Raw genomic sequence first — 19,636 nt, forward strand, 5'->3', positions numbered from 1 at the left:
CGTCTAGTCGTTCGTCCCGCTCACTTCCTCGTGCGGTCCGGCGAACGCGTCTCGGATCCACTCGCGCTCGTCTGTCGGCTCGTCGAACTCGCGCTCACTCGCCGCGGTGATCGCCAGCGAGAGCCTGAGTCGGGCCTTTCCGGTCGCGAGGTCGCCGGCGAAGATCGCCCCGTGGTCGCGAAGGGTCCGCCCGCCGCCGTCGCCGCCGTAGACCGGCGACGTTCGTCCAGCGAGACAGCGGGACGTGACGACGACCGGAATCCCCTCCTCGATCGCCGTCGCGACCGCGTCGCCGATCGGGGCGGTCACGTTGCCGAGGCCAGTCCCTTCCACGACGATACCGTCGACGCCGCGGTCGATCGCGGCCCGGACGAGCGTGGCGTCCGCACAACTGGTGCTCTTGATCGCGACGACAGTGGCTGATAGTGTGGCTACTGAAATCGGGTCCGTCTCGCTCTGGGGCCGTCGGCGGAGCGCGACCCCGTTGCGGTCGACGACGGCGACCGGCCCGCGACCGGGGGAGCCGAACGCCGCGAGTCGGGAGGTGTGGACTTTCCGAACCGCACGCGCCGAGTGTACGGTTTCGTCGAACGCGACGAAGGTACCGCCGGCTCCGCGGTCGTGGTCGCGGAACGCCCGCGCGGCCCGGACCGCCGTCAGCAGGTTCGACGGGCCGTCCGCACTCACCTCGTCCGGCCGTCGCTGGGCACCTGTCAGGACGACCGGCGTCTTGGGCTGGACGACGATATCCACGTAGTAGGCGGTCTCTTCCATCGTGTCGGTGCCGTGGGTCACGACGACGGCGTCGACCGACGGGTCAGCGTCGAGGTCCCGCACGCGCTCGCCGATCGCCTCGAGCGATTCGGCGTCCATCTCGTAACTCGGGGCCTGGACGACGTCCTCGACGGTGAGGTCGGCCAGATCCGAAAGTGGCGGGACGGCTTCGACGAGCTCCCGGCCGCGTTTCGTCGGACTCGCCCCGGAAGCGTCGTCGCCGGCGGTGCTCGCGATCGTGCCACCCGTCGCGAGAACGGTCACGTTCATGTGGGCAATTGGACGACGCGTGGGGAAAAGGTAGGTGCGGTGGTCTGTGTGGGGATGATGGTCCACCAGCGGAGATACCGTGGGCTCGATTCGTTCAGCTGTCGAGACCCAGTTCCTCGGGCGACATGACGTTACCCACTGGCGGAACGCCCTTCGCGGTGATCGTCTCGCCGGTGACGAACGAGGCGGCGGGGCTGACGAGGAACTGGACGATGTCGGCGATCTCCTCGGCGTGGCCGATGCGTCGGTCCGTCTCCTCGCGCGCGGGCATATCGTCGCTCTGGACGCCGAGGGTCTCGGCGACGCCGGGTGTCTGGACCAGTCCGGGTGCGACGCAGTTGACCCGGACACCGTCGCCGGCCCACTCCGCAGCGAGCGTCTCAGTCAGGCGGATGATCGCCGCTTTCGCCGCACCGTAGTGGCTCTCACCGGGCGCGGCGTGCTGACCGTTCACGCTCGAGAGATTGACGATCACGCCGCCGTCGCTCTCGCGCATGACCGCGCCGGCGAGCTGCGAGCAGTGGACGACGCTCGTCAGGTTGAGGTCCAGAATCGTCTCCCAGCCGTTCTGCGAGATGTCCTCGAAGGGGGCGACGAACTCCCCGCCGGCGTTGTTCACGAGAATATCGACGTCACCGAACGCGTCGACCGTCTCGTCGACGAGGGCCTCGACCGCCTCTCGATCCCGGACGTCGCACTCGACGGCGAGGGCCGATCCGGCTCCCGTTTCGGTATCGATGGCCTCCGCTACCGGCCCAATCCGATCCATCGACCGCGAACAGATCGTGACGTTCGCGCCGCCGGCCGCGAGCGTCCCCGCGATCGATCGTCCGATTCCCCGACTCGCACCCGTGACGATGGCGGTCTTGCCCGCCACGCCGAAGTCAGGCTCGTGCATCGTCGGTACGTCTTCGGCCCGGGCGATAGGTGTGGCGCTTCCGGCGGGTACCCGCCCACGTGACCTCGGACCGTCTCACGACCTCCTCCGCGCCACGAACGATCGCAGGTCCGCCCGAGTCCCGGTCGAAGCCGTCTCGACCGCGTACGCCGCGCACGCGTTGCCCAGAGCGAGTGCCGTCTCCCAGTCCCAGCCGCTGGCGCGGCCGACCGCGAGACCGGCGCTGAACCGGTCGCCGGCGCCCGTTCGCCGAACCGGTCGATCGACCTCTAGCGTCTCAACGCGCCGAACGCCACCCCGCGTCGCGGCCATCGCCGCGTCGACGGCGTGGACGACGACGGCCGAGACGCCGGCACTCTCACGGACTCGATCCAGCCGCCCCCGATCGCCGTCCGCCTGGACCGACCCGTCCTCGACTCGCTCGACGAGTCCGCCGAACTCCGTCTCGTTCACGCTGAGGACGACATCGGTCCGCTCGTCTAGCCGTCCGAGCGCGTCGAGGAGCGAGAGCGCCTCGCCTCGGGGGCGACGCCGGATCGAACCGGGATCGAGAACGAGCGTTCCTGCCTCGAGCGGGACCGCGGCGAGCGTCTCCAACGCGCGGGCGAGGCCGTCGACCGACGCCCAGTTGCCACAGCAGATCGCGTCCGCGTCGAGGGCGTCGCCGACCGTTGGGTCGGGGCTCGCCGCCTCGAGATCCGCGAGCGACCAGTTTGCAACGGCCGGCGACCGCTCCGCGAGCAGGAGGTCCTCGTCGTCGAACGAGAAGATCGAGACGTGCGCCGGCTCTCCCATCGAGTGGGTTTCCATCGGGAGGTCGTCGAAGACGGGGTCGTCGAGGTGGCCGTAGCACACCGTCTCCGCGTTCAGGGCGTGAGCCTGCTTCGCCATGTTCACCGCTTGTCCGCCACTCTCGCGGGAGAGTTGCTCGAGCGGTACGGACTCGTGGTTCCCGCGACCGAGCCGGTCGGCGAACGCGTCGCGCGTCGAAATCCGTTCGCCGCGCTCGTCGAACACGTCGTAGTAGGTGTCCACGCTGCCGTCGGGGAGCGTGACGATCCGAGGTTCTGTCGCGTCGGTCGCGAGTCGCTCGGCGAGCGCGCCGTCGGTCATACCGGCGACGGGTCCGCCACCGATAAAAAACACTCGCGCCGACGCGCTACCGATCGTCCCCGAGGCGCGTCTGCAGCTCCTGAATCCGCGAGGCCAGTTCGATTGGCGGCGTCGCGTTCACGTCCAGTGATTCGAGTTCTTCGAGGACGGCCTCGGTGTCGGGATCCAGTGCAGGCTGGTCCGACGTCGGCGTTTCGGCTGCCGCGGCGCCCGCCGCGCCGCCGTCGGTGGTCGCCGCGTCGGGGGCTCCACCATCGGCCCCCGGGCCGGCGTGCACTGACGGCTCGGACGCCGACGCAGTCTGCATGGTCCCGCTCTCTAAGTCGAAGACAGCCTGGACGGGCTCGGACGACCCGCCGCCACGCGCCTCGATGGCCTTCTCCTCGCGCAAGCGGTCGAGGACGTCTCGGGCGCGGTCGACGACTGGGTCGGGAACACCCGCGAGGTCGGCGACGTGGATCCCGTATGAGCGGTCGGTCGGCCCCTCACGAATGGTGCGCAGGAAGGTCACGTCGCCGTCTCGCTCGTCCGCCGCAACGTGGACGTTCGCCACGCGCGGGAGGTGTTCGCCCAGGTTCGTCAGCTCGTGATAGTGCGTCGCAAAGAGCGTCTTCGCACCGACCTCGTTGTGGAGGTACTCCGTGGCCGCCCAGGCGATGGAGATGCCGTCGTACGTCGCGGTTCCACGGCCCACCTCGTCCAGGATGACCAGCGAGTCCTCGGTCGCGGCGTGGAGGATGTTCGAGAGCTCGTTCATCTCGACCATGAACGTCGAGCGCCCCTGTGCGAGTTCGTCGAGCGCGCCGACGCGAGTGAAGATGCCGTCGACGAGGCCGATCTCGGCCTCGCGGGCGGGGACGAAGCTGCCGACCTGCGCGAGCAGGACGATGCAGGCCACTTGGCGCATGTACGTGGACTTTCCCGACATGTTGGGACCGGTGACGACGACGAATCGGGGTTCGTCGCCACGATCGGCGCCCGACGGCTTCGCCGCGCCGTCGCGGCCCTGACCGTCGCTGCCGTCACCGTCGTTTGCTTCGACCCGCCCCAGCCTGGCGTCGTTCGGCACGAACTCGGTGGTCTGCTCGACGACGGGGTGGCGACCCGCCTCGATATCGATCCCGTCGCCGTCGTGTAGCTCCGGGCGGACCCACCCGTTCTCGGCGGCGTGGGTCGCCAGGCTGGCGAGCGCGTCGACCGTCGCGAGCGTGCGGCCGACGTCCTGGAGGAGTTCGGCGCGGTCGGCGACGCGCTCGCGCAGTTCGCAGAACAGTTCGTACTCCAGGTCGTGCCGTCGCTCCTCCAGCCGCAGGATCTCGCGCTCTTTCTCGTCGAGCTCCGGCGTCGTGAATCGCTTCGAGCTCTTCAGTTGCTTGATCTCCTCGTAGCCTTCGGGGACGCCGTCTGCGGCCGATCGGCCGACCTGGATGTAGTACCCATCGGTCTTGTTCCGACCGACGCTGACGTGCGAGAGGCCGTGCTGGTTCGACTCGCGGTCGGCGAGCGAATCGAGCCACGCTCGCAGCTCTTCGTGGCGTTCGATCAGTTCGTCGAGGTCGTCGTCGTAGCCGTGCTGGATCACCTCGCCCTGGGTGATCGTCGAGGGCGGTTCCGCGGCGAGGGCGGCGGCGAGCGACTCGCGCAGGGCGGCCGCCGCCTCGCGGTCGGGCTCGTCGACGATCTCGAAGAGCGGCGACTCGGCGAGTTCGGGCGTCGACTCGATCGTCTCGGCGATCCGGGGTAACACGGCGAGGGTGTCTCGCACCGAACACAGCGCGCGGGCGTCGGCGCTGCCGTGGGTGGCGCGACTGGCCAGCCGCGCTAGGTCGGCCGTCTCGCCCAGCGCCTCGCGCATCTCGTCTCTGGCCAGCGCGGCCGAGGCGAGGGCGGCGACGCTATCCTGGCGGCGCTCGAGCGTCTCGAGCGAGCGACTGGGCCGTTTGAGCCACTCGGCGAGCCGCCGGGCGCCGGCGCTCGAGTCGGTGTGATCGATGGTGTCGAACAGCGATCCGTCGCGCTCGCCCTGCATCGTCTCGGTGAGTTCGAGGTTGCGCTGTGTCGTCGCGTCGAGCGTCACGTGGTCGTCGCCGCGGTGGGTCCGCAGGCGCGTCATCGAGGCGAGCACGCCGGCGGCCGTCTCTTCGACGTACGACAGGACGGCACCGGCTGCCGCCACCGTCGGCTCCGGCAGCTCGAGGCGGTCGACTGGCTCCGCACCGAACTGTTCCCGGACGGCGTGGGCGGCCCGCTTCGGGGCGAACGCCTCCGCTTCGTGGAGGCTGAGTGTCGCGTCGGTCCGTTCCCGAAGCGCCCCGAGGAGCGTATCGTCGTTTCGCACCGTCGGCCCCGGGAGCACCTCGACCGGGGCGAATCGGTAACACTCTGTCAGCACCTCGTCGACGTCCGCGGCGTCCGCGACGAGGAACTGGCCGGTCGTCACGTCGGCGAATGCGAGGCCGTACGCGACGTCCTCGTCGTCGAGTGGTCCACCGGTGCTCGCGGTCGCCCCATCGTCGTTCGCCCACTCGGCGTGCGCACCGCTCGCACTCGAACCCAGGTCGACGCTCCGGTCGGCCGCCACGACGGTGGCGAGGTACTGGGCGTCGGCGTCGCGTGTCTCGAGCAGGGTCCCTGGCGTCACCACGCGTTCGATCTCGCGAGCGTGGCCCGTCTCGGTCTCGTACTGTTCTGCGACGGCGACGCGAAAGCCGCGCTCGACCAGTGCCGTTAGGTACGGCGTCAGGTCGTCGTAGGGCACGCCGGCCATCGGATAGGACTGGCCCTGCGAGGACTTCGAGGTGACCTTGAGGTCCAGTTCGTCGCCGACGATCTCGGCGTCCTCGCCGAAGAACTCGTAGAAGTCGCCACACTGCATCGCGAGTAGCTCCGCGTCGGTCTCGCCCTTCAGCGAGAGAAACTCCCCGACGATCCCCGTCGCCTCGGTCATACGAGACCGGTGGGCGTCGACCGGGAAAACCGTGCGGGTTCGACCTGCCTGCGGTGCCCGTCGCCGTTCGAATACCGCTGCGAGTGAACCGATTACGACACCGACGAGTCGCACGTGGCGTCGGACGTCGCCTCGCTTGGATCGTCAGCAGCGTCCGTCCCCGGGCGGTCGTATTCGTCGGTGGCGGGTTCACTGCGGTCGGTGTCGCCGTGGTCGGCGGGTGGGCTGTCTTCGATGCCGTCGTAGTAGATGTCGAACTGTGCGCCGCCGTCGACCGACTCGGTGACGGCGAGCGACCAGCCGTGGGCCTCGACGATCTGGCCGACGATGTCGAGGCCGAGTCCGGTGCCGTCCCGGTTCGTCGTGTAGCCCGACTCCAGAACTGCATCCCGGTCGTCTTCGGGGATCCCGACGCCGTCGTCGGCGACGTAGAAGCCGACCTTCTCACTGGTTTCGGGAGCGGCTGATCGCCCGGTCGCCGAAGCCGGCGCGTCGTCGACGTCGATCGTCCCGACGGTGACGGTGACGTCGGCGCCGCCGTGCTCGACGGCGTTGCGAAACAGGTTCTCGAGCGCCTGGGTGAGTCTGGACCGATCGGCGGCGACGCGGTGATCGCCGGTCTCGATCCGCAGCGACGCGTCGGCGGTGTCGACACCGTTCCAGGCGGTGTTCACGAGAACGGCGAGGTCGACGAGGCTGCGTTCGGAGACGACGTCGCCGTGTCTGGCGAGCGTGAGGACGTCCTCGATGATGTGTTCCATCCGGTCGAGCGAGGTCTCGATCTCGTCGAGTTCGGGGTCGTCGTGGCGCTCGGCGAGGATGGAGAGGTAGCCGTCGGCGACGTTCAAGGGGTTCCGGAGATCGTGGCTGACGACGCTGGCGAAGCGATCGAGACGTTCGTTCTGGCGTTCGAGTTCTCGTTCGTAGCGGTGGCGTTCGGTGACGTCGCGGAGGATGAGCAGTTGGCCGACCCGCCGGTCGCCGTCGGTCAGGACGGTCGTCTCGACCGTGAGGTACGTCGGCGTCCCGTCGATCGTGAGTTGGACCGCGGTCGTGGCCGTCTTCTCACCGTCGTCGGTCGTCACCCGTCCGTCCGTGTCGAGCCAGCCGGCTATCTGCTCGGGCAGAACGGCGTCGAACTGTCGGCCGAGGGCCGCGTCGCAGCCACCGCGGACGTACGTGTCGGCTTGTGGGTTCGCGTCTACGACGCGCCCGTCGCCGTCGAGGACGACGACGCCGTCGGTGATGTGCTCGATCACCGCACCCCTGGCGATCGGCAGCAGGTCGGTCAGGCGATACCTGAACACGGCGACGGCGAGTGCCCCGGCCGCGACGGTGAATCCCAACGAGGTCGGTTCCATGTCGGTGTCCGCGAGGACGTATACGACGTTGCTCACCCAGGGAGCGATCGCAGCGATCATGAGCAGCGTCGCTTGCCCGCGATAGAGGTCGTTCGACCGGCGGATGAACCCGGCGAGGAGAATCGTCCCGATGGCGAGTAGTCCGTAGGCGTACAGCACGTAGGCGTAAAACCCGAGGCCGTTTTCGAACACGTAGCCGACAGGCGTCACGTCCGAGGGGACGATCTCCGTCCACAGCAGCGAGTGTGACGTTCCAGTAAGGGCGAGCAGGTACAGGACGGCGGGGACGATGTAGAGTGCACCGAGACGGCGGCGCGTGAGAAACTCGTCTGAGTCGGTGTAGACGATGGCGAAGAGGAAGACCGTCGTCGGAACGATGGCGACGCCCAGGTAGTGGATCGTCTGGGTGACGAGGATCGTCGCTTCGCGACTCTCGACGAGCATACTCGCGAGATCGCCGCCGGTCCACAGCGCGATTCCGGCGGTGAGTAACGCGAGCACTCTCGTTTCGTCGTGCTCGGGGTTTCGAAGCGCGAGACCCGCGATGACCCCGCTCGTGACAGCGCCGAGCGCGACGGCCACCATGTACGCGGTGGCGAGAGTTACCATCATCACGAAATTGTGGTCCGCCGATATAACGGCAGCGGCCATCGCCGATCGCCGAGACCGTCGCGATGGCCCGGTAGTGGGCGGCACAGATCAGGACGGCCGTGAGTGAACGCCGGTCGCCTCGTCGCCGTCCGGCTCGTGAGCGGGTTCGTAGCGGATCTCGAAGCGAGCACCGCCGTCGATCGACTCGGTGACGGCGAGCGACCAGCCGTGGGCCTCGACGATCTGGCCGACGATGTCGAGGCCGAGTCCGGTGCCGTCCTGGTTCGTCGTGTATCCCGATTCGAGGACGTCCTCGCGGGCATCTTCGGGGATCCCGACGCCGTCGTCGGCGACGTAGAAGCCGGCGCTCTCGCTGGTGTCTGGGGCAGCCGATCGCTCGCCGGTCGATCCGTCCGTGCCGTCGGCCGCGATCGTCCCGACGGTGACGGTGACGTCGGTGCCGCCGTGTTCGACCGTGTTGCGAAAGAGGTTCTCGAGCGCCTGGGTGAGCCGGGAGGCGTCGGCGGCGACCCGATGACCACCGGTCTCGATTCGGAGCGACGCGTCGGCGGTGTCGACGCCGTTCCACGCCCGATCCGTGATCGTCGAGAGTTCGACGACGGTCCGATCGGAGACGGCGTCGCCGTGTCTGGCGAGCGTGAGGACGTCCTCGATGATGTCCTCCATGCGATCGAGCGAGGTCTCGATCTCGTCGATCTCGGGATCGTCGTGGCGCTCGGCGAGGATGGAGAGGTAGCCGTCGGCGACGTTCAAGGGGTTCCGGAGGTCGTGACTGACGACGCTGGCGAAGCGGTCGAGGCGCTCGTTCTGGCGCTCGAGTTCGCGCTCGTAGCGGTGGCGTTCGGTGACGTCGCGGAGGATGAGCAGTTGGCCGACTCGCTGGTTGTCGTCGTACAACGTGGTTTTCGTGGCCGAGAGCTGCCGCGATTCGCCTCGCTCTCGGACGCCGACCGTGGTCGAACGGGTCGGGCCCCTGCTCGCTGTTCGATTGTCACCCGTCTGCTCGGCGCTGCCCTCGTCTGTCACCAACTCGTCCTCCCCGTCAGTATCGGCCGCGAGCCAGTCGGCGACGGTCGCCGGGAGCACCGCCGTCGCGCGCTGTCCGAGTGCGCGTTGTGGATCGAGGTCGAGAAACGCGGCGCCGCTCGAGTTCACGTCGCTGACGCGCACCTCCCGGTCGAGGACGACGACGCCGTCGGTGATCTGCTCGAAGACGGTTCGCCTGGCGATCGGACTGATGTCGATCAGCCGATATTCGAGCACCGCGACGGCGAACGCTGTCGCCGAGATGGCGAAGCCGAGCGAGGTCGCATTGATCTCGACCCAGCCGGTGACGTAGAACACGTTGCTCGCCCACGGTGTGAGTGCCCCGACGAGGAGGGCGACGATCTGCCCGCGGTAGAGCCCCGTCGAGGCGGCGAGGTACGTGCCGAGGATTCCCGTGGCGATCGCCAGGAGGAGGTAGCTGTAGACCGTAAACACGACGTAGGCCGGGCCGTTGTCGAACGCGTAGCCGCTCGGCGGTTGCGTCGACGCCTCGATAGCTGTCCAGATCAGCTGGTGTGCGGGATTGGTGAGAACCAGGCCGACGGTCACCGCTGGAACGACTGCAAGCCCGGCGACGCGGGCCGGCGTGAGCGACCACCGATCGGTGTAGATCACGACGAAGCAGAAGATGGCGACCGGTACGACCGCGACGCCGACCCAGCTCACCTGTACCCATCGGATCGTGGCCGACCGCGACACGACGAGCGCACTCATCAGGTCGCCGCCCGCCCAGATCGCCATTCCGGTCGTGAGCACGGTGAGCGCGAACGCGTCCGTCCGCTCGCGATGTTGCACCGCGAGCGCCGCGATCCCGAGGCTGACGACCGTCGCGATCCCGAGCCCGACGAGGTAGGCGGTTTCGATCGCCGACACTGCTCACCTCTAGGTGTCTCCGAAAATAAAGCCGATGGCTCACAGACGGCGAAGCTGGCCTCCGACCGCGGTCTTGCCGTCCGTCAGCTGATCGAGCAATCCCAGCTTTCGAGCGACGATGTTGCCCGCGAAAACTCGGCGCACCCGTCAGCCGGATGCCGGCTCCCGTCAGTACAACGGTGCCCCCGGGGAAACTCCGAACCCGTCGTCCGGACTTACGAGCACGGGATACCCTTCGTCGCTGGGGACGCCGACGGTCAGCGCCTCCGATTCGAAGCCTGCGATCCGGACCGATCCCAGGTTCGTCGCACAGAGCACCCGCCGGCCGACGAGGTCGTCCGGGTCGTAGTGATAGTCGAGCTGGGCCGCGGACTGGATCTCCTCGTCGCCGAGGTCGATCCACAGTTTCGTCATCGCGTCCTTGTTCGTCTCGGGGAACGACTCGGCGTCGACGACCTCGCCGACGCGGAACTCGGTGTCGAACGGACTCTCGACCATACGCCCCACTCCGCGCGATTCGACAAAAAGCTGCCCCGAGATGCTGCCCCGGGATCGTCTCGACCACTCGCACGCGCGGCCGCGCCGCTTGATTACTCGTCGGACCGGTGATCGAACTTACTCGACGGACCGGCGGTCGAACTGCGGGTTGACCGCGCCGGGTCCCTGCCCGACGCCGTAGTGGTGGGCGATCGCCTCGGCGACGAAATCGGTAGCGCCGCCGACGGCGTCGACGAGGTCGTCTCCGCGAGCCAGTCGGGCGGCGATTGCGGCCGAGAGGGTGCAGCCGGAGCCGTGCGTCGCCTCCGTGTCGACGCGCTCGTGCTCGAACGTGGCGACGATCGCGCCGTCGACGAGTTCGCCAGCTCCCTCCCCAGTGGTGCCTGTCGCGTCGTGGGTTTCTACAGCGTCCGGATCAGCGACGAGCACGTCCGTGATCGTCTCGCCAGGGACGTGCCCGCCCTTCACCAGCGCGGCGTCGACGCCCGTCTCCAGGAGTCGACGGCCCGCTTCCACCGCCCGGTCGACGCCCGTGATCTCGACGTCGGTGAGGACCGTCGCCTCGTCCGCGTTCGGCGTGACGACGGTCGCTTCGGCGAGCAGTTCCTCGTACGCGGCCTCGGCGTCCCGATCGAGGAGTCGATCGCCCGACGTGGCGACCATGACCGGGTCGACGACGACCGGGAACGTCGCGTCAGCGGCGCGATCGGCGACGAGTGAGACGATCGCCGTCTCGGCGAGCATCCCCGTCTTCGCGGCACCGACGGCGAAGTCGTCGACGACGGCGTCGATCTGGGCCGCCACCGCCTCGCGGGGCAGGACGTGTGCCGATTCGACACCACGGGTGTGCTGGGCCGTCACGGCCGTGATCGCCGACGTCCCGAAGACGTCGTGGGCTGCGAACGTCGACAGATCCGCCTGGATTCCGGCCCCGCCGCCGGAGTCGCTCCCGGCGATGGTGAGGGCAACTGGCCGAGCGTCGGGTTGTGGCGGTCGCATACGGAGACCTACCGGCCGGTGGTACAAATCCGTGGTGAATTCGGTTGCGAGTCGACGGTCGACTGGCTCCGGGTACCACTTCTGAATACCATATTCGACCACGAATCCACCACGCGTGTCGAACGGTTCTCCGTCGTACGACAGTGGTTTTTGACACCGTTCGGTGTAGACCGGCCCATGAGTGAGGAGAAACCGGATCGACTCAGTCGCAGCGGTACGAGCCGCGGGAACGAGCGCGTCGGGCGTCGATCGTTGCTCAGCGCGAGTGCCGCCGTCGTTGCGGTCCTCGGGCAGGGGCGAGTTGGCGACCCGGTGCGCGGACGGTCGCAGATGCCGTCGCCCGATTCGGGAGCTGACACCGTGTCCGCCGAGGACGGACGACGAAGCGAAGATGACTACGAAGTCCAGCGTGTGGTGGCAGACGAGTCGGGCACCATCCAGTTCGCCGTGCCGAACGCGTGGGACGACGTCTCTGGGACGCCCGTCGAGGGTCACCCGTTTCTCGTCGCCTCGCCTGATCTGAACGGATACGCTACATCCTGGGACGTACCTGGCATCGAGGTCTCGGTTCACCGACTGGCCCGAGACACACCGGGCGCAGAACTGGACGAGTTACCGCAGTACGGCGGCGCCTGTACGGACGGCGGTCGCCAGCAAACGCGGGTACCGGGGTACGAGTTCCTGACACAGGGGTGGTTCCACTGTGGGGGAGACGGAACGACGTTCGTGGCGATGGCCGGGAGCGCCACGTCGGACACAGCTGCTGACGCCCGAACCGGCCCCGGTGACGAGCAGGAGGCCCGGAGCGGGGACGGTTCGAACTCGACGTACGGCATCGTCGTCGGGGCGCAAGGCGTTACTGAGCGAGACCTCGGTGCGATCGCCGGAGCGGTCCACTCTCTCGATGCCCACCGACCCGACGATCGGGTCATCCAGGCAGCGCCTCGGGTGACGGAAGCATCAGCGAACGGTGTGGAAGGTCGATTGGCCCCAGGGGAGTCGATTGCAGCGGAGATTCCACCGGGAACCGCGTGCCATCGCTACGCAATCGACGACGTGGCGGCCGGTGATCGGGTGCGCGTGGACGGCAGTCGAACTGGCGGGCAAGGCCTCCAGGGGTTCTACCTAGTCGAAGCAGGCGAGCGTGTCGGCTTTCCGACGGCGATCGACGCAGTGATGAGTAGCCCACACGGGATGAACATCCTGACCGGCGCGGCGGGGCCGTTCACCCTCTCCGGGATGGTTCGCAGTGCCGAATCGGAACTCGTCCTGATGATTCTTCCTGGTCCGTTTCCGGAGGGGAGTGGACCGTACGAACTCGCAATCGAACGGATGGCCCGGTAAGCGTCGGCGCCAGCAGGTCCGGAGACCGTCGCCAGACGGTTGGTGGTACGACCAGTATCACCGACGGATTCATGCGTTGGTACTATTCAGTAGTCGTATGATCGAAACGATATTTCTGTCTACCCAGTACATCAGTTTGGGGTCTTTTGTCGGCCAACTCGTCGTCATTGCGAACGTCGTCATGGCGATCTGGACGTTCGTAGACGCGTTCAGTTGGGAGCAGGACGGCCGGCACCCGATGATGTGGGCCGTCGTCGTCTTCCTCCTCTCGATCGCTGGATTCTTCCTCTATCTGATGCTCGGGAGGCACGCCTCGTCTCAGGCGGCTGACGGACGGCAGTCGAGACCCTGATCGAAAGTGGCTCCGTGGGACGATCTGTGCCGGCACTGGGTATCGACCAATACGTGGCCGCTCACTCACCAGCGCCGATCTGTTTCTCGGTTTCCCGTCGCCTCTCTCACGAGAGCACGGCTTCGACGGCGTCCATCGCGCGATCGACCTTCTGGACGTCGGCGTTGTAGCCCATGTGGCCGATGCGGAGGATGTCGTCCGCCATCTCGCCGAGCCCGGTCGCCAGCACGACGTCCTCGTCCGCAGCGACACGCCGCTGTACGCGAGCAGCATCGCCTGGGAGCGAGAACGCGGTGACCGTGGGAGACGCCCGTTCGGCGTCGGGATACAGTTCGAGGCCGAGTTCGGCCCCGCGTTCTCGGCAGCGCTCGGCGGCCGCCTCGTGACGCGTGTAGACGGCCTCGACGCCCTCGTCGAGCACGAGGTCGACCGCCGTGTCGAGCGCGGCCACGTTCGCGCCGAGGTGCGTGTACGGGAAGCCGTCGGAGACGTCGCGCCACGGCAGGAAGTTCGTGTACAGTGAGGTGGGCTCACGCGACTCCATGCGCTCCCACGCACGATCGCTGATCGCGGCGGTCGTCAGTCCCGGCGGCGCGGAGAAGCACTTCTGCGACGCACCGAGGCAGACGTCGATCCGGTCGGTCGGAACGGGCGTCCCGCCGAGCGAGGAGACGGCGTCGACGACGGAGACGACATCGTGATCGTCGAGCAGGTCCAGCACCGGTTCGAGGTCGTTTATCGCGCCGGTCGGCGTCTCGCAGTGAACCATCGTCGCGATCGCGAACGGCTCGCCGGCCGCGTCGGCGCCGTCGAGTGCCGCCTCTATCGCCTCCAGGTCGTAGCCCTCGTCGAACGGCGCGTCGACGAGTTCGGGGTCGCCGTCGTACGACTCGACGAAGTCGGCGAAGCCGTCGCCGTAGAGCCCGTTCGAGACGCAGAGGACGCGATCACCCGGTGCGACCAGTGAGTCGATCGCCGTTTCGAGCCCGAGGATTCCCTCGCCTCCGGGCACGACGACGTCGTGGTCCGTGTCGTACACCTGCGCGAGCTTCTCGCAAAGGTCAACGTAGCGTTCGGCGAACGCCGGATCGACGTCCGGATTCGGTTGTGGTTCGGCCATCGCCTCTCTGACGGCGGGCGCCACTGCCGTCGGCCCTGGCGTGAACAGCATACTCGTCCTGCGTCGCGCTGGAAGGAGGCAGTTTCGGTCGTGGTGACGACTGTCGTGCGTGGCGTCGCCAGTGTCTCTTCTCGTCGCTCGTGATTCACTGATTCACTCGTATGCCGGGTGTCGTCCGCATTCACGTACCCATTCTGAGGAGTCTTCAGACGGGTCGGTGCAACCGTGACGTCACCGGATCGTCCGGACTTGTGTGCTCGATAGAACCCGAACGGTTTTACTTTCGAACAAATAAATGAAAGCCACTCGTGGATACAGATGAACGGATGGATGGACCCCCAGAGCGTGCGTCGCTCTCACCCATCCCGACCGACGAACAGCCGCGGCCCGACGACGGCCCGGTTGTCGACGAATCGATATCCTATCAGCGTCGCCTCAACGAACTCTACCGGTCCGACAGCTATCACGAGCAAGTGATCGGCTTCTGGGCGAAGTTTGCCTACGAGTTCGCCGTCAAATCCGTCCCGATCGCCCTCGTCGTAGGTGTCGGGCTGTCGTGTCGGTGGCTCGGCGTCGTCTCCGTGGGCTACCTGGATATGCTCTCGTGGGGTGCCGGCATCTCCGTCTCGCTCACGCTGGTGGGCTGGTGCATGAGCGAGGGCGATCGATCTGTTCGCGCCGGATCGACCGACGGCCGACCTTAGAGGTGTTGACGCTGCCGGGTGCCGATGACTGGAAGCGACTCGACCATGGGCTGCTGGACGTCGAGTACCGAGGTGAGGACGAAGACGACACTCGCGAGAACGAGCGATCCCGGCGTCCAGAGCCCGCGTCGCAGGCCGAGCAGATCGAGGACGGGATAGTACGTCGCCACGAATGCCGCCGCGTACGGGAGGTCGACGACTGCCGCGGCGGTGGTTCCGGCCAGCGTTCCGAGGGCGATGAACACGGCGGCGAAGGCCACAGCGATCAAAAGCAGTGCGAAGAGGCTCCGGGAGGAGGCGACGTGTGTCTGGTCCGGGTTGTACTCGCCCGCCCAGACGTCTTTGACGTACAGGACTGCCAGGTGGAAGACGAGACTCACGACGGCGATACCCATCATCGGGACGGCTGCCGGGTAGAGCTCGAGCAGCGCCAGCACCAGCGCCGATCCGGTGAGTCCGAACAGGACGGAGACGGAGACCAGGACGCCCGCGTAGGCCTCCCAGTACGCTACCGCCGTCCGCGGAAGTCCAGGATACTCTGTCGTCGGTGCACCGTCGTGTGAGTTCGATCGCGCCATTGTAGTCTGTCGTCGTCGAGGGGTGTGTCAGCTGTCGTCGTCGAGAGACGTATCAGCTGTCGTCTTAGAGAGACGTGTCAGGGAGACCGCTGCTGTCGCCGATACGTCGGACCCCGTTCGTTTGCGGGAATCACGAATCGAGTGATAAATGTACTGGTTCGTCGCGTGTACTTATGCCCGTTGGTGACTGTTACCACACGTTCCGACGGGACCGAGCGTCGAACGCTTTCGACTTCGTGTTCGGTCTACGCTGGAACGGCCCCGTCGGGGTGGTGAGACCGGAATTGGGTGCATCGATACGGGCCAGTACGCAGGGTATACGGTGAGAACGCCGACGCTACATCGTCGCACGGTCCGTGGGCGTCACGCAAGGCGTGGTCGTGGGTCGGCGGAGCTGGTTCCGCGTCCGCAGGGGCCGGTAACGTCTGTCCGTCGAGTCCACGTCGTGACTCGGGGTCGGTCCGACCGGCCGTCGTCGCTGAGTCGGATCGGTACTGCGACGGCGGTGGTCGAGGGCCGTCCCGGACGCGGTCTCAGTGCGTCGTGACGTGACTACCACTCGGCGTAGACGAGGTACTCGACGCCCTCGTACGTAAGGAGCCACGTCCCGTAGAAACTGTCCTCCGAGATCCCCTCGTGTTCCCGTATGCGATCGACCACGGAGTGAAAGGCGTCGGTCTCTTCGAAGTAGGCGCCGTCGATCGCCTCCTCGACCACCGCCCGTTCGTCTTCAGAGAGACCGGAGAGGGTGAACAGGTACCGGTCGCGGATCCGATCGGCGAAGGACTCGACGTCCGGGGCGACCTGCGTGACCTCGTACCGGAAGTCGCCGCCAGTCGTCGTGCGGGAGACGGTGTCGACTCGATACCGATTCCCGTCGACAACGATGATGTCGTACCCTTGCTCGGGGACGAGGACCGACTCGGTTTCGATCCCGTCGGCGATTCCGTAGTCGATGCCGGCGTCGTATCCCTCACTGTTCGGGGGCTCCTCCTCCGTGATCGGTGGATCGAGCCGCTGACGGTCCACTTCGGGAAGTTCGTCGAACTGGATCTCACCCAACTCGGCCGTCGTGTTCGTCGGATCGAAGTCGATGCGGACCTCGTAGACCGTCATCTCGACGGGTTCCGTTCGCGTCTCGTTCACCTCGTAGACGCCGCCCTCGAACAGGACCGTGTCGTCGTGGTCGAACAGTTCACGCCGTCCGCGCCGGGTGGCGGATTCGTTTTCGATGGCCGCCGAGACGACCGAATATTCCTCGTCACCAGGGTCGGGACTGATCGAGAACTCGTCGGCGATGTCCTCGTCCGAGGCCTCGTCGAAGTCGAGGACGACCGGCGGATGACCGCACCCGGCAACGGCGACGGAGAGGAGGGCAGCCCCGCTCGCGAGGTACTGACGACGTCGCATATTCTTCCTATCTGATATATCGGGATAAGCTTTCTGTTGACGGCGCCAGAACGGTGGGGTCGATTCTCCTCTGGGGCCTGACCGGTCAGCCGTCCGCGCGGGCTTCCTGCACCGTCAGGGCTGGGAGGTCGCCAAACCGGCCGTTCGACCCGTTCTCTCCCCTCTAGCTGTCGCCGGTCGGGAGTTTGGGTGCGATGAGTCCGACGAAACTGTCGATATCACGCGTCTGGTACCAGACGGAGCCGGGACCGGTGAAGTCGAAGACGAGCCCCTCCCCGCTGAGCAACGTCGATTTCAGCCCGCCGACGCGACGGGTTTCGAACTCGACGCTGTCGTCCCAGGCGATCAGATGCTCGTTGTCCAGCGTGTACGACTCGCCCGCGTCCAGATCGAGGCGTTCCAGACCGCCGTAGGCGTCGATGAACGCGGTGCCGGTCCCCTTCAGTGCCAGCGGGGTGAGACTAGCCCCGCCCAGCATCGACTTGAGCCCACCGAACTCGGAGTCGACGTCGACTCCGGTCGTGGACGCGAGGAAGGCCCCGTCCGTGGTGTACAGCGTCTCGTCGTTCAGTTCGTGTTCCATGACGTCCCCAGGGGTGGGTGGTGCGAGCCGCAACTCGCCGGGTCCACCCTCGGCGGTGAACTCGTTGACGACGAGCGATTCACCGCCGAGCACCGACTTCGCGGAGCTGAGCAGCCCGTCGCGGCTGCTCGTCGTCTCGATCGACACGGTGGGGGAGTGACCGACCAGCGCCCCCGGTTCGGCGCGGATCGTCTCTCCGGACGTGAGTTCGACGACGATGTGCGTGAACGACGGTCGATGGGTGAACGTTGTGTCCATAGCGATCGTCTCCTCGTGCGAGGGAGGATGACCCCAGTAGCGTATCAATCTTGTCATATCGAATACATCGTCGGACGAGCGGGCCGCCACGAGTCGTTCGACGCGACGCGTCCGGTACGCTGTCGACCCGGGCGTGCGAGTCGACAGTTTCTCACGTCCGGCCCCCGTCGATTCGATAATGGCGCCCTCTCGAGTCCTGTCGCGCCCGTCCGACCCCGAGGTGGCCGTCTTCGTCTCCGGTGTGGTCAGCATGGGGCTCGAGATCCTGGCCGGGCGGCTCATCGCCCCCCAGTTCGGCAGTAGCATCTACACCTGGGGCAGCATCATCACGGTCCTCCTCGCCGCGCTGAGCCTCGGATACTGGCGCGGCGGGAAGCGTGCCGGGTCGGCGTCGAACCGGCGACTCACCTGGATCATGCTCGCCACGGCGGCCTACGTGGCGTTCGTGGTGTACGCCAGCGACACGCTGTTGTTCTATTCCGTGCAACTCCCGCTACCGGCCCAGTACGCGTCGGTCCCGGCCGTCACCGCCCTCTTCGGCCCACCGACGTACCTCCTCGGGTTCGTCAGCCCGTACGCGGCAGAGCTCTCGGTGAAGGAGGGGACGGGCGAGGCGTCCGGCCACGTCTACGCGCTCGGGACGATCGGCAGCATCGTCGGAGCCGGTGCGACGACGTACGTCCTGGTTCCGACCCTCGGCATCGACGCGATCGGTCTCCTCTTCGGCCTCCTCTGCGTCGGGACGGCTGTCGTCCTCTCACTCTCGCCGACGGAACTCGACGGGCTCGGGGCCAGTTTCGCCGTCGTGGTCGTGCTCGTCGTCGCCGTCAGCGCGGGGTCGGTCGGTCTCGATCCGCGCGGCGAGGTCGTCTACCAGACCCAGACGCCCCACCAGGAACTCGAAGTCGTCGACGACGACGGAGAACGATGGCTCTACCTCGACGGCGCGACCCACAGCGCGATGGATCTGGACGACCCCGACCGACACGTCTTCGAGTACACGACGTACTTTCACCTCCCGCTCCTGTACGCCGAGGACCCCTCCTCGATCGAGAACGTCCTGTTCATCGGCGGCGGGGGCTACACCGGCCCGACGGACTTCGAGCGAACGTACGACGTCTCCGTCGACGTCGTCGAACTCGACCCCGAGGTGACGCGGGTCGCGAAAGAGTACTTCGAGCTGGAGGAGAGCGAGAATCTCACCGCGCACACGGGGGATGGCCGGCAGTTCCTCCGCGAGGCGGAGACGACGTACGACCTGATCGTCCTCGACGCCTACCAGAAGACGCAGGTCCCGTTGCACATGACCCAGCTGGGGTTCATGGAGCTCGTCGAGGACCGCCTCTCAGACGACGGTGTCTTCCTCGCGAACGTCATCTCGGCACCGCGTGGCTCGGGGTCGGCGTTCTACCGCGCCCAGTACAAGACGATCGACGCGGCCTTCCCGTCGACCGACAGTTTTCGGACGTCGCCGTACGACTCGGTCCAGAACGTCGAGATCGTCGCCACGAAGCGGGCGAAGACCCTCTCCGAGTCGGACCTCCGGGCGCGCAACGACGCCCGCGACGTCGGCGTCGATCTCGAGGGGGCCGTCGCCTCGAAGCTTCCGGAACCCGAGACTGACGACGTCCCGGTACTGACGGCGGATCACGCTCCCGTCGACAGTCTCCAGGCTGCGACCGTCGACCAGGAGTACGTCGTCGAGGAGACGGCGGACGAGTCGAGCCCGCGACCGGGGGTGGCGTTGCCGTCGTGGACTCCGGTCGTAACCGTACCCGCGTTGGCCCGGCCGTCGTCGCGTCGTGGTCTGTCGTGAACGCCTGCTACACGACCGTCTTCGAGGTATCCGACCGTCTTCCAGGCTGTCCGGGTGCAGAGCGGCCCATTCCCTCCGT

Annotated in this window: 16 protein-coding genes; 4 read left to right on the forward strand and 12 right to left on the reverse strand. The window is 67.1% G+C overall.

Annotated features, from left to right (window positions below; genetic code table 11):
• Positions 1-3 precede the first annotated feature (3 nt).
• From NO366_RS09165 to thiD, 8 genes are all read right to left on the reverse strand, one after another.
• Positions 4-1,044, reverse strand: coding sequence for an asparaginase (locus tag NO366_RS09165; RefSeq protein WP_256530491.1), 1,041 nt, complete (start codon positions 1,042-1,044; stop codon positions 4-6).
• 94 nt (positions 1,045-1,138) lie between these two features.
• Positions 1,139-1,942 (reverse strand): SDR family NAD(P)-dependent oxidoreductase, encoded by an 804-nt coding sequence (locus NO366_RS09170; protein ID WP_256530492.1) that lies wholly within the window; start codon positions 1,940-1,942, stop codon positions 1,139-1,141.
• Between the two features lie 75 nt (positions 1,943-2,017).
• Entirely contained in the window at positions 2,018-3,055 is a 1,038-nt protein-coding gene (locus NO366_RS09175; protein WP_256530493.1) for a PfkB family carbohydrate kinase, read from the reverse strand.
• Positions 3,056-3,101: 46 nt separating this feature from the next.
• Positions 3,102-6,002, reverse strand: a complete 2,901-nt coding sequence (gene mutS, locus NO366_RS09180) for a DNA mismatch repair protein MutS (RefSeq protein WP_256530494.1) — start codon at positions 6,000-6,002, stop codon at positions 3,102-3,104.
• Between the two features lie 92 nt (positions 6,003-6,094).
• On the reverse strand, positions 6,095-7,972 hold the full coding sequence (locus tag NO366_RS09185) for a histidine kinase N-terminal 7TM domain-containing protein (RefSeq protein ID WP_256530495.1): 1,878 nt from the start codon (positions 7,970-7,972) through the stop codon (positions 6,095-6,097).
• 90 nt (positions 7,973-8,062) lie between these two features.
• Positions 8,063-9,895 carry a histidine kinase N-terminal 7TM domain-containing protein gene (locus NO366_RS09190; protein ID WP_256530496.1) on the reverse strand — a complete coding sequence of 611 codons (1,833 nt, stop codon included), beginning with the start codon at positions 9,893-9,895 and terminating at the stop codon, positions 8,063-8,065.
• Between the two features lie 168 nt (positions 9,896-10,063).
• The gene (locus NO366_RS09195; protein WP_256530497.1) at positions 10,064-10,393 is read right to left on the reverse strand and encodes a tRNA-binding protein; all 330 of its coding nucleotides are present in this window, start codon (positions 10,391-10,393) and stop codon (positions 10,064-10,066) included.
• A 117-nt stretch (positions 10,394-10,510) separates the two neighbouring features.
• Complete coding sequence (gene thiD, locus NO366_RS09200; protein ID WP_256530498.1) at positions 10,511-11,392, reverse strand: bifunctional hydroxymethylpyrimidine kinase/phosphomethylpyrimidine kinase; 882 nt, start codon at positions 11,390-11,392, stop codon at positions 10,511-10,513.
• A 177-nt stretch (positions 11,393-11,569) separates the two neighbouring features.
• Here thiD and NO366_RS09205 point away from each other — a divergent pair, with 177 nt between their 5' ends.
• Together NO366_RS09205 and NO366_RS09210 are read left to right on the forward strand one after the other, a co-directional pair.
• Positions 11,570-12,736 carry a hypothetical protein gene (locus tag NO366_RS09205; protein ID WP_256530499.1) on the forward strand — a complete coding sequence of 389 codons (1,167 nt, stop codon included), beginning with the start codon at positions 11,570-11,572 and terminating at the stop codon, positions 12,734-12,736.
• A 97-nt stretch (positions 12,737-12,833) separates the two neighbouring features.
• Positions 12,834-13,088, forward strand: a complete 255-nt coding sequence (locus NO366_RS09210; RefSeq protein ID WP_256530500.1) for a PLD nuclease N-terminal domain-containing protein — start codon at positions 12,834-12,836, stop codon at positions 13,086-13,088.
• Between the two features lie 106 nt (positions 13,089-13,194).
• On the opposite strand, the gene NO366_RS09215 is transcribed toward NO366_RS09210, so the two are convergent.
• The gene (locus tag NO366_RS09215) at positions 13,195-14,259 is read right to left on the reverse strand and encodes a pyridoxal-phosphate-dependent aminotransferase family protein (protein WP_256530501.1); all 1,065 of its coding nucleotides are present in this window, start codon (positions 14,257-14,259) and stop codon (positions 13,195-13,197) included.
• A gap of 275 nt (positions 14,260-14,534) precedes the next feature.
• Here NO366_RS09215 and NO366_RS09220 point away from each other — a divergent pair, with 275 nt between their 5' ends.
• The gene (locus tag NO366_RS09220; RefSeq protein WP_256530502.1) at positions 14,535-14,912 is read left to right on the forward strand and encodes a hypothetical protein; all 378 of its coding nucleotides are present in this window, start codon (positions 14,535-14,537) and stop codon (positions 14,910-14,912) included.
• Here the strand turns inward: NO366_RS09220 and NO366_RS09225 are convergent.
• From NO366_RS09225 to NO366_RS09235, 3 genes are all read right to left on the reverse strand, one after another.
• Positions 14,909-15,490, reverse strand: coding sequence for a hypothetical protein (locus NO366_RS09225; RefSeq protein ID WP_256530504.1), 582 nt, complete (start codon positions 15,488-15,490; stop codon positions 14,909-14,911). The two genes, NO366_RS09220 and NO366_RS09225, sit on opposite strands and share 4 nt — an antisense overlap.
• 552 nt (positions 15,491-16,042) lie before the next feature.
• Complete coding sequence (locus NO366_RS09230) at positions 16,043-16,900, reverse strand: hypothetical protein (protein WP_256530505.1); 858 nt, start codon at positions 16,898-16,900, stop codon at positions 16,043-16,045.
• 163 nt (positions 16,901-17,063) lie between these two features.
• Positions 17,064-17,741, reverse strand: a complete 678-nt coding sequence (locus NO366_RS09235; RefSeq protein ID WP_256530506.1) for a TIGR00266 family protein — start codon at positions 17,739-17,741, stop codon at positions 17,064-17,066.
• A 178-nt stretch (positions 17,742-17,919) separates the two neighbouring features.
• Here NO366_RS09235 and NO366_RS09240 point away from each other — a divergent pair, with 178 nt between their 5' ends.
• Positions 17,920-19,557: a spermidine synthase gene (locus tag NO366_RS09240; RefSeq protein ID WP_256530507.1), complete on the forward strand. Its 1,638-nt coding sequence runs from the start codon at positions 17,920-17,922 to the stop codon at positions 19,555-19,557.
• Positions 19,558-19,636 lie beyond the last annotated feature (79 nt).

The organism is Halovivax cerinus (assembly GCF_024498195.1).
Taxonomy (GTDB): domain Archaea; phylum Halobacteriota; class Halobacteria; order Halobacteriales; family Natrialbaceae; genus Halovivax; species Halovivax cerinus.

What these genes read in the sequence shown, in the direction of transcription:
- NO366_RS09165 (WP_256530491.1), bottom strand. Translation starts at nt 1,044, where the DNA reads ATGAACGTGACCGTTCTCGCGACGGGTGGCACGATCGCGAGCACCGCC.
- NO366_RS09170 (WP_256530492.1), bottom strand. Translation starts at nt 1,942, where the DNA reads ATGCACGAGCCTGACTTCGGCGTGGCGGGCAAGACCGCCATCGTCACG.
- NO366_RS09175 (WP_256530493.1), bottom strand. Translation starts at nt 3,055, where the DNA reads ATGACCGACGGCGCGCTCGCCGAGCGACTCGCGACCGACGCGACAGAA.
- mutS (WP_256530494.1), bottom strand. Translation starts at nt 6,002, where the DNA reads ATGACCGAGGCGACGGGGATCGTCGGGGAGTTTCTCTCGCTGAAGGGC.
- NO366_RS09185 (WP_256530495.1), bottom strand. Translation starts at nt 7,972, where the DNA reads ATGGTAACTCTCGCCACCGCGTACATGGTGGCCGTCGCGCTCGGCGCT.
- NO366_RS09195 (WP_256530497.1), bottom strand. Translation starts at nt 10,393, where the DNA reads ATGGTCGAGAGTCCGTTCGACACCGAGTTCCGCGTCGGCGAGGTCGTC.
- thiD (WP_256530498.1), bottom strand. Translation starts at nt 11,392, where the DNA reads ATGCGACCGCCACAACCCGACGCTCGGCCAGTTGCCCTCACCATCGCC.
- NO366_RS09205 (WP_256530499.1), top strand. Translation starts at nt 11,570, where the DNA reads ATGAGTGAGGAGAAACCGGATCGACTCAGTCGCAGCGGTACGAGCCGC.
- NO366_RS09210 (WP_256530500.1), top strand. Translation starts at nt 12,834, where the DNA reads ATGATCGAAACGATATTTCTGTCTACCCAGTACATCAGTTTGGGGTCT.
- NO366_RS09215 (WP_256530501.1), bottom strand. Translation starts at nt 14,259, where the DNA reads ATGCTGTTCACGCCAGGGCCGACGGCAGTGGCGCCCGCCGTCAGAGAG.
- NO366_RS09220 (WP_256530502.1), top strand. Translation starts at nt 14,535, where the DNA reads ATGGATGGACCCCCAGAGCGTGCGTCGCTCTCACCCATCCCGACCGAC.
- NO366_RS09225 (WP_256530504.1), bottom strand. Translation starts at nt 15,490, where the DNA reads ATGGCGCGATCGAACTCACACGACGGTGCACCGACGACAGAGTATCCT.
- NO366_RS09230 (WP_256530505.1), bottom strand. Translation starts at nt 16,900, where the DNA reads ATGCGACGTCGTCAGTACCTCGCGAGCGGGGCTGCCCTCCTCTCCGTC.
- NO366_RS09235 (WP_256530506.1), bottom strand. Translation starts at nt 17,741, where the DNA reads ATGGACACAACGTTCACCCATCGACCGTCGTTCACGCACATCGTCGTC.
- NO366_RS09240 (WP_256530507.1), top strand. Translation starts at nt 17,920, where the DNA reads ATGGCGCCCTCTCGAGTCCTGTCGCGCCCGTCCGACCCCGAGGTGGCC.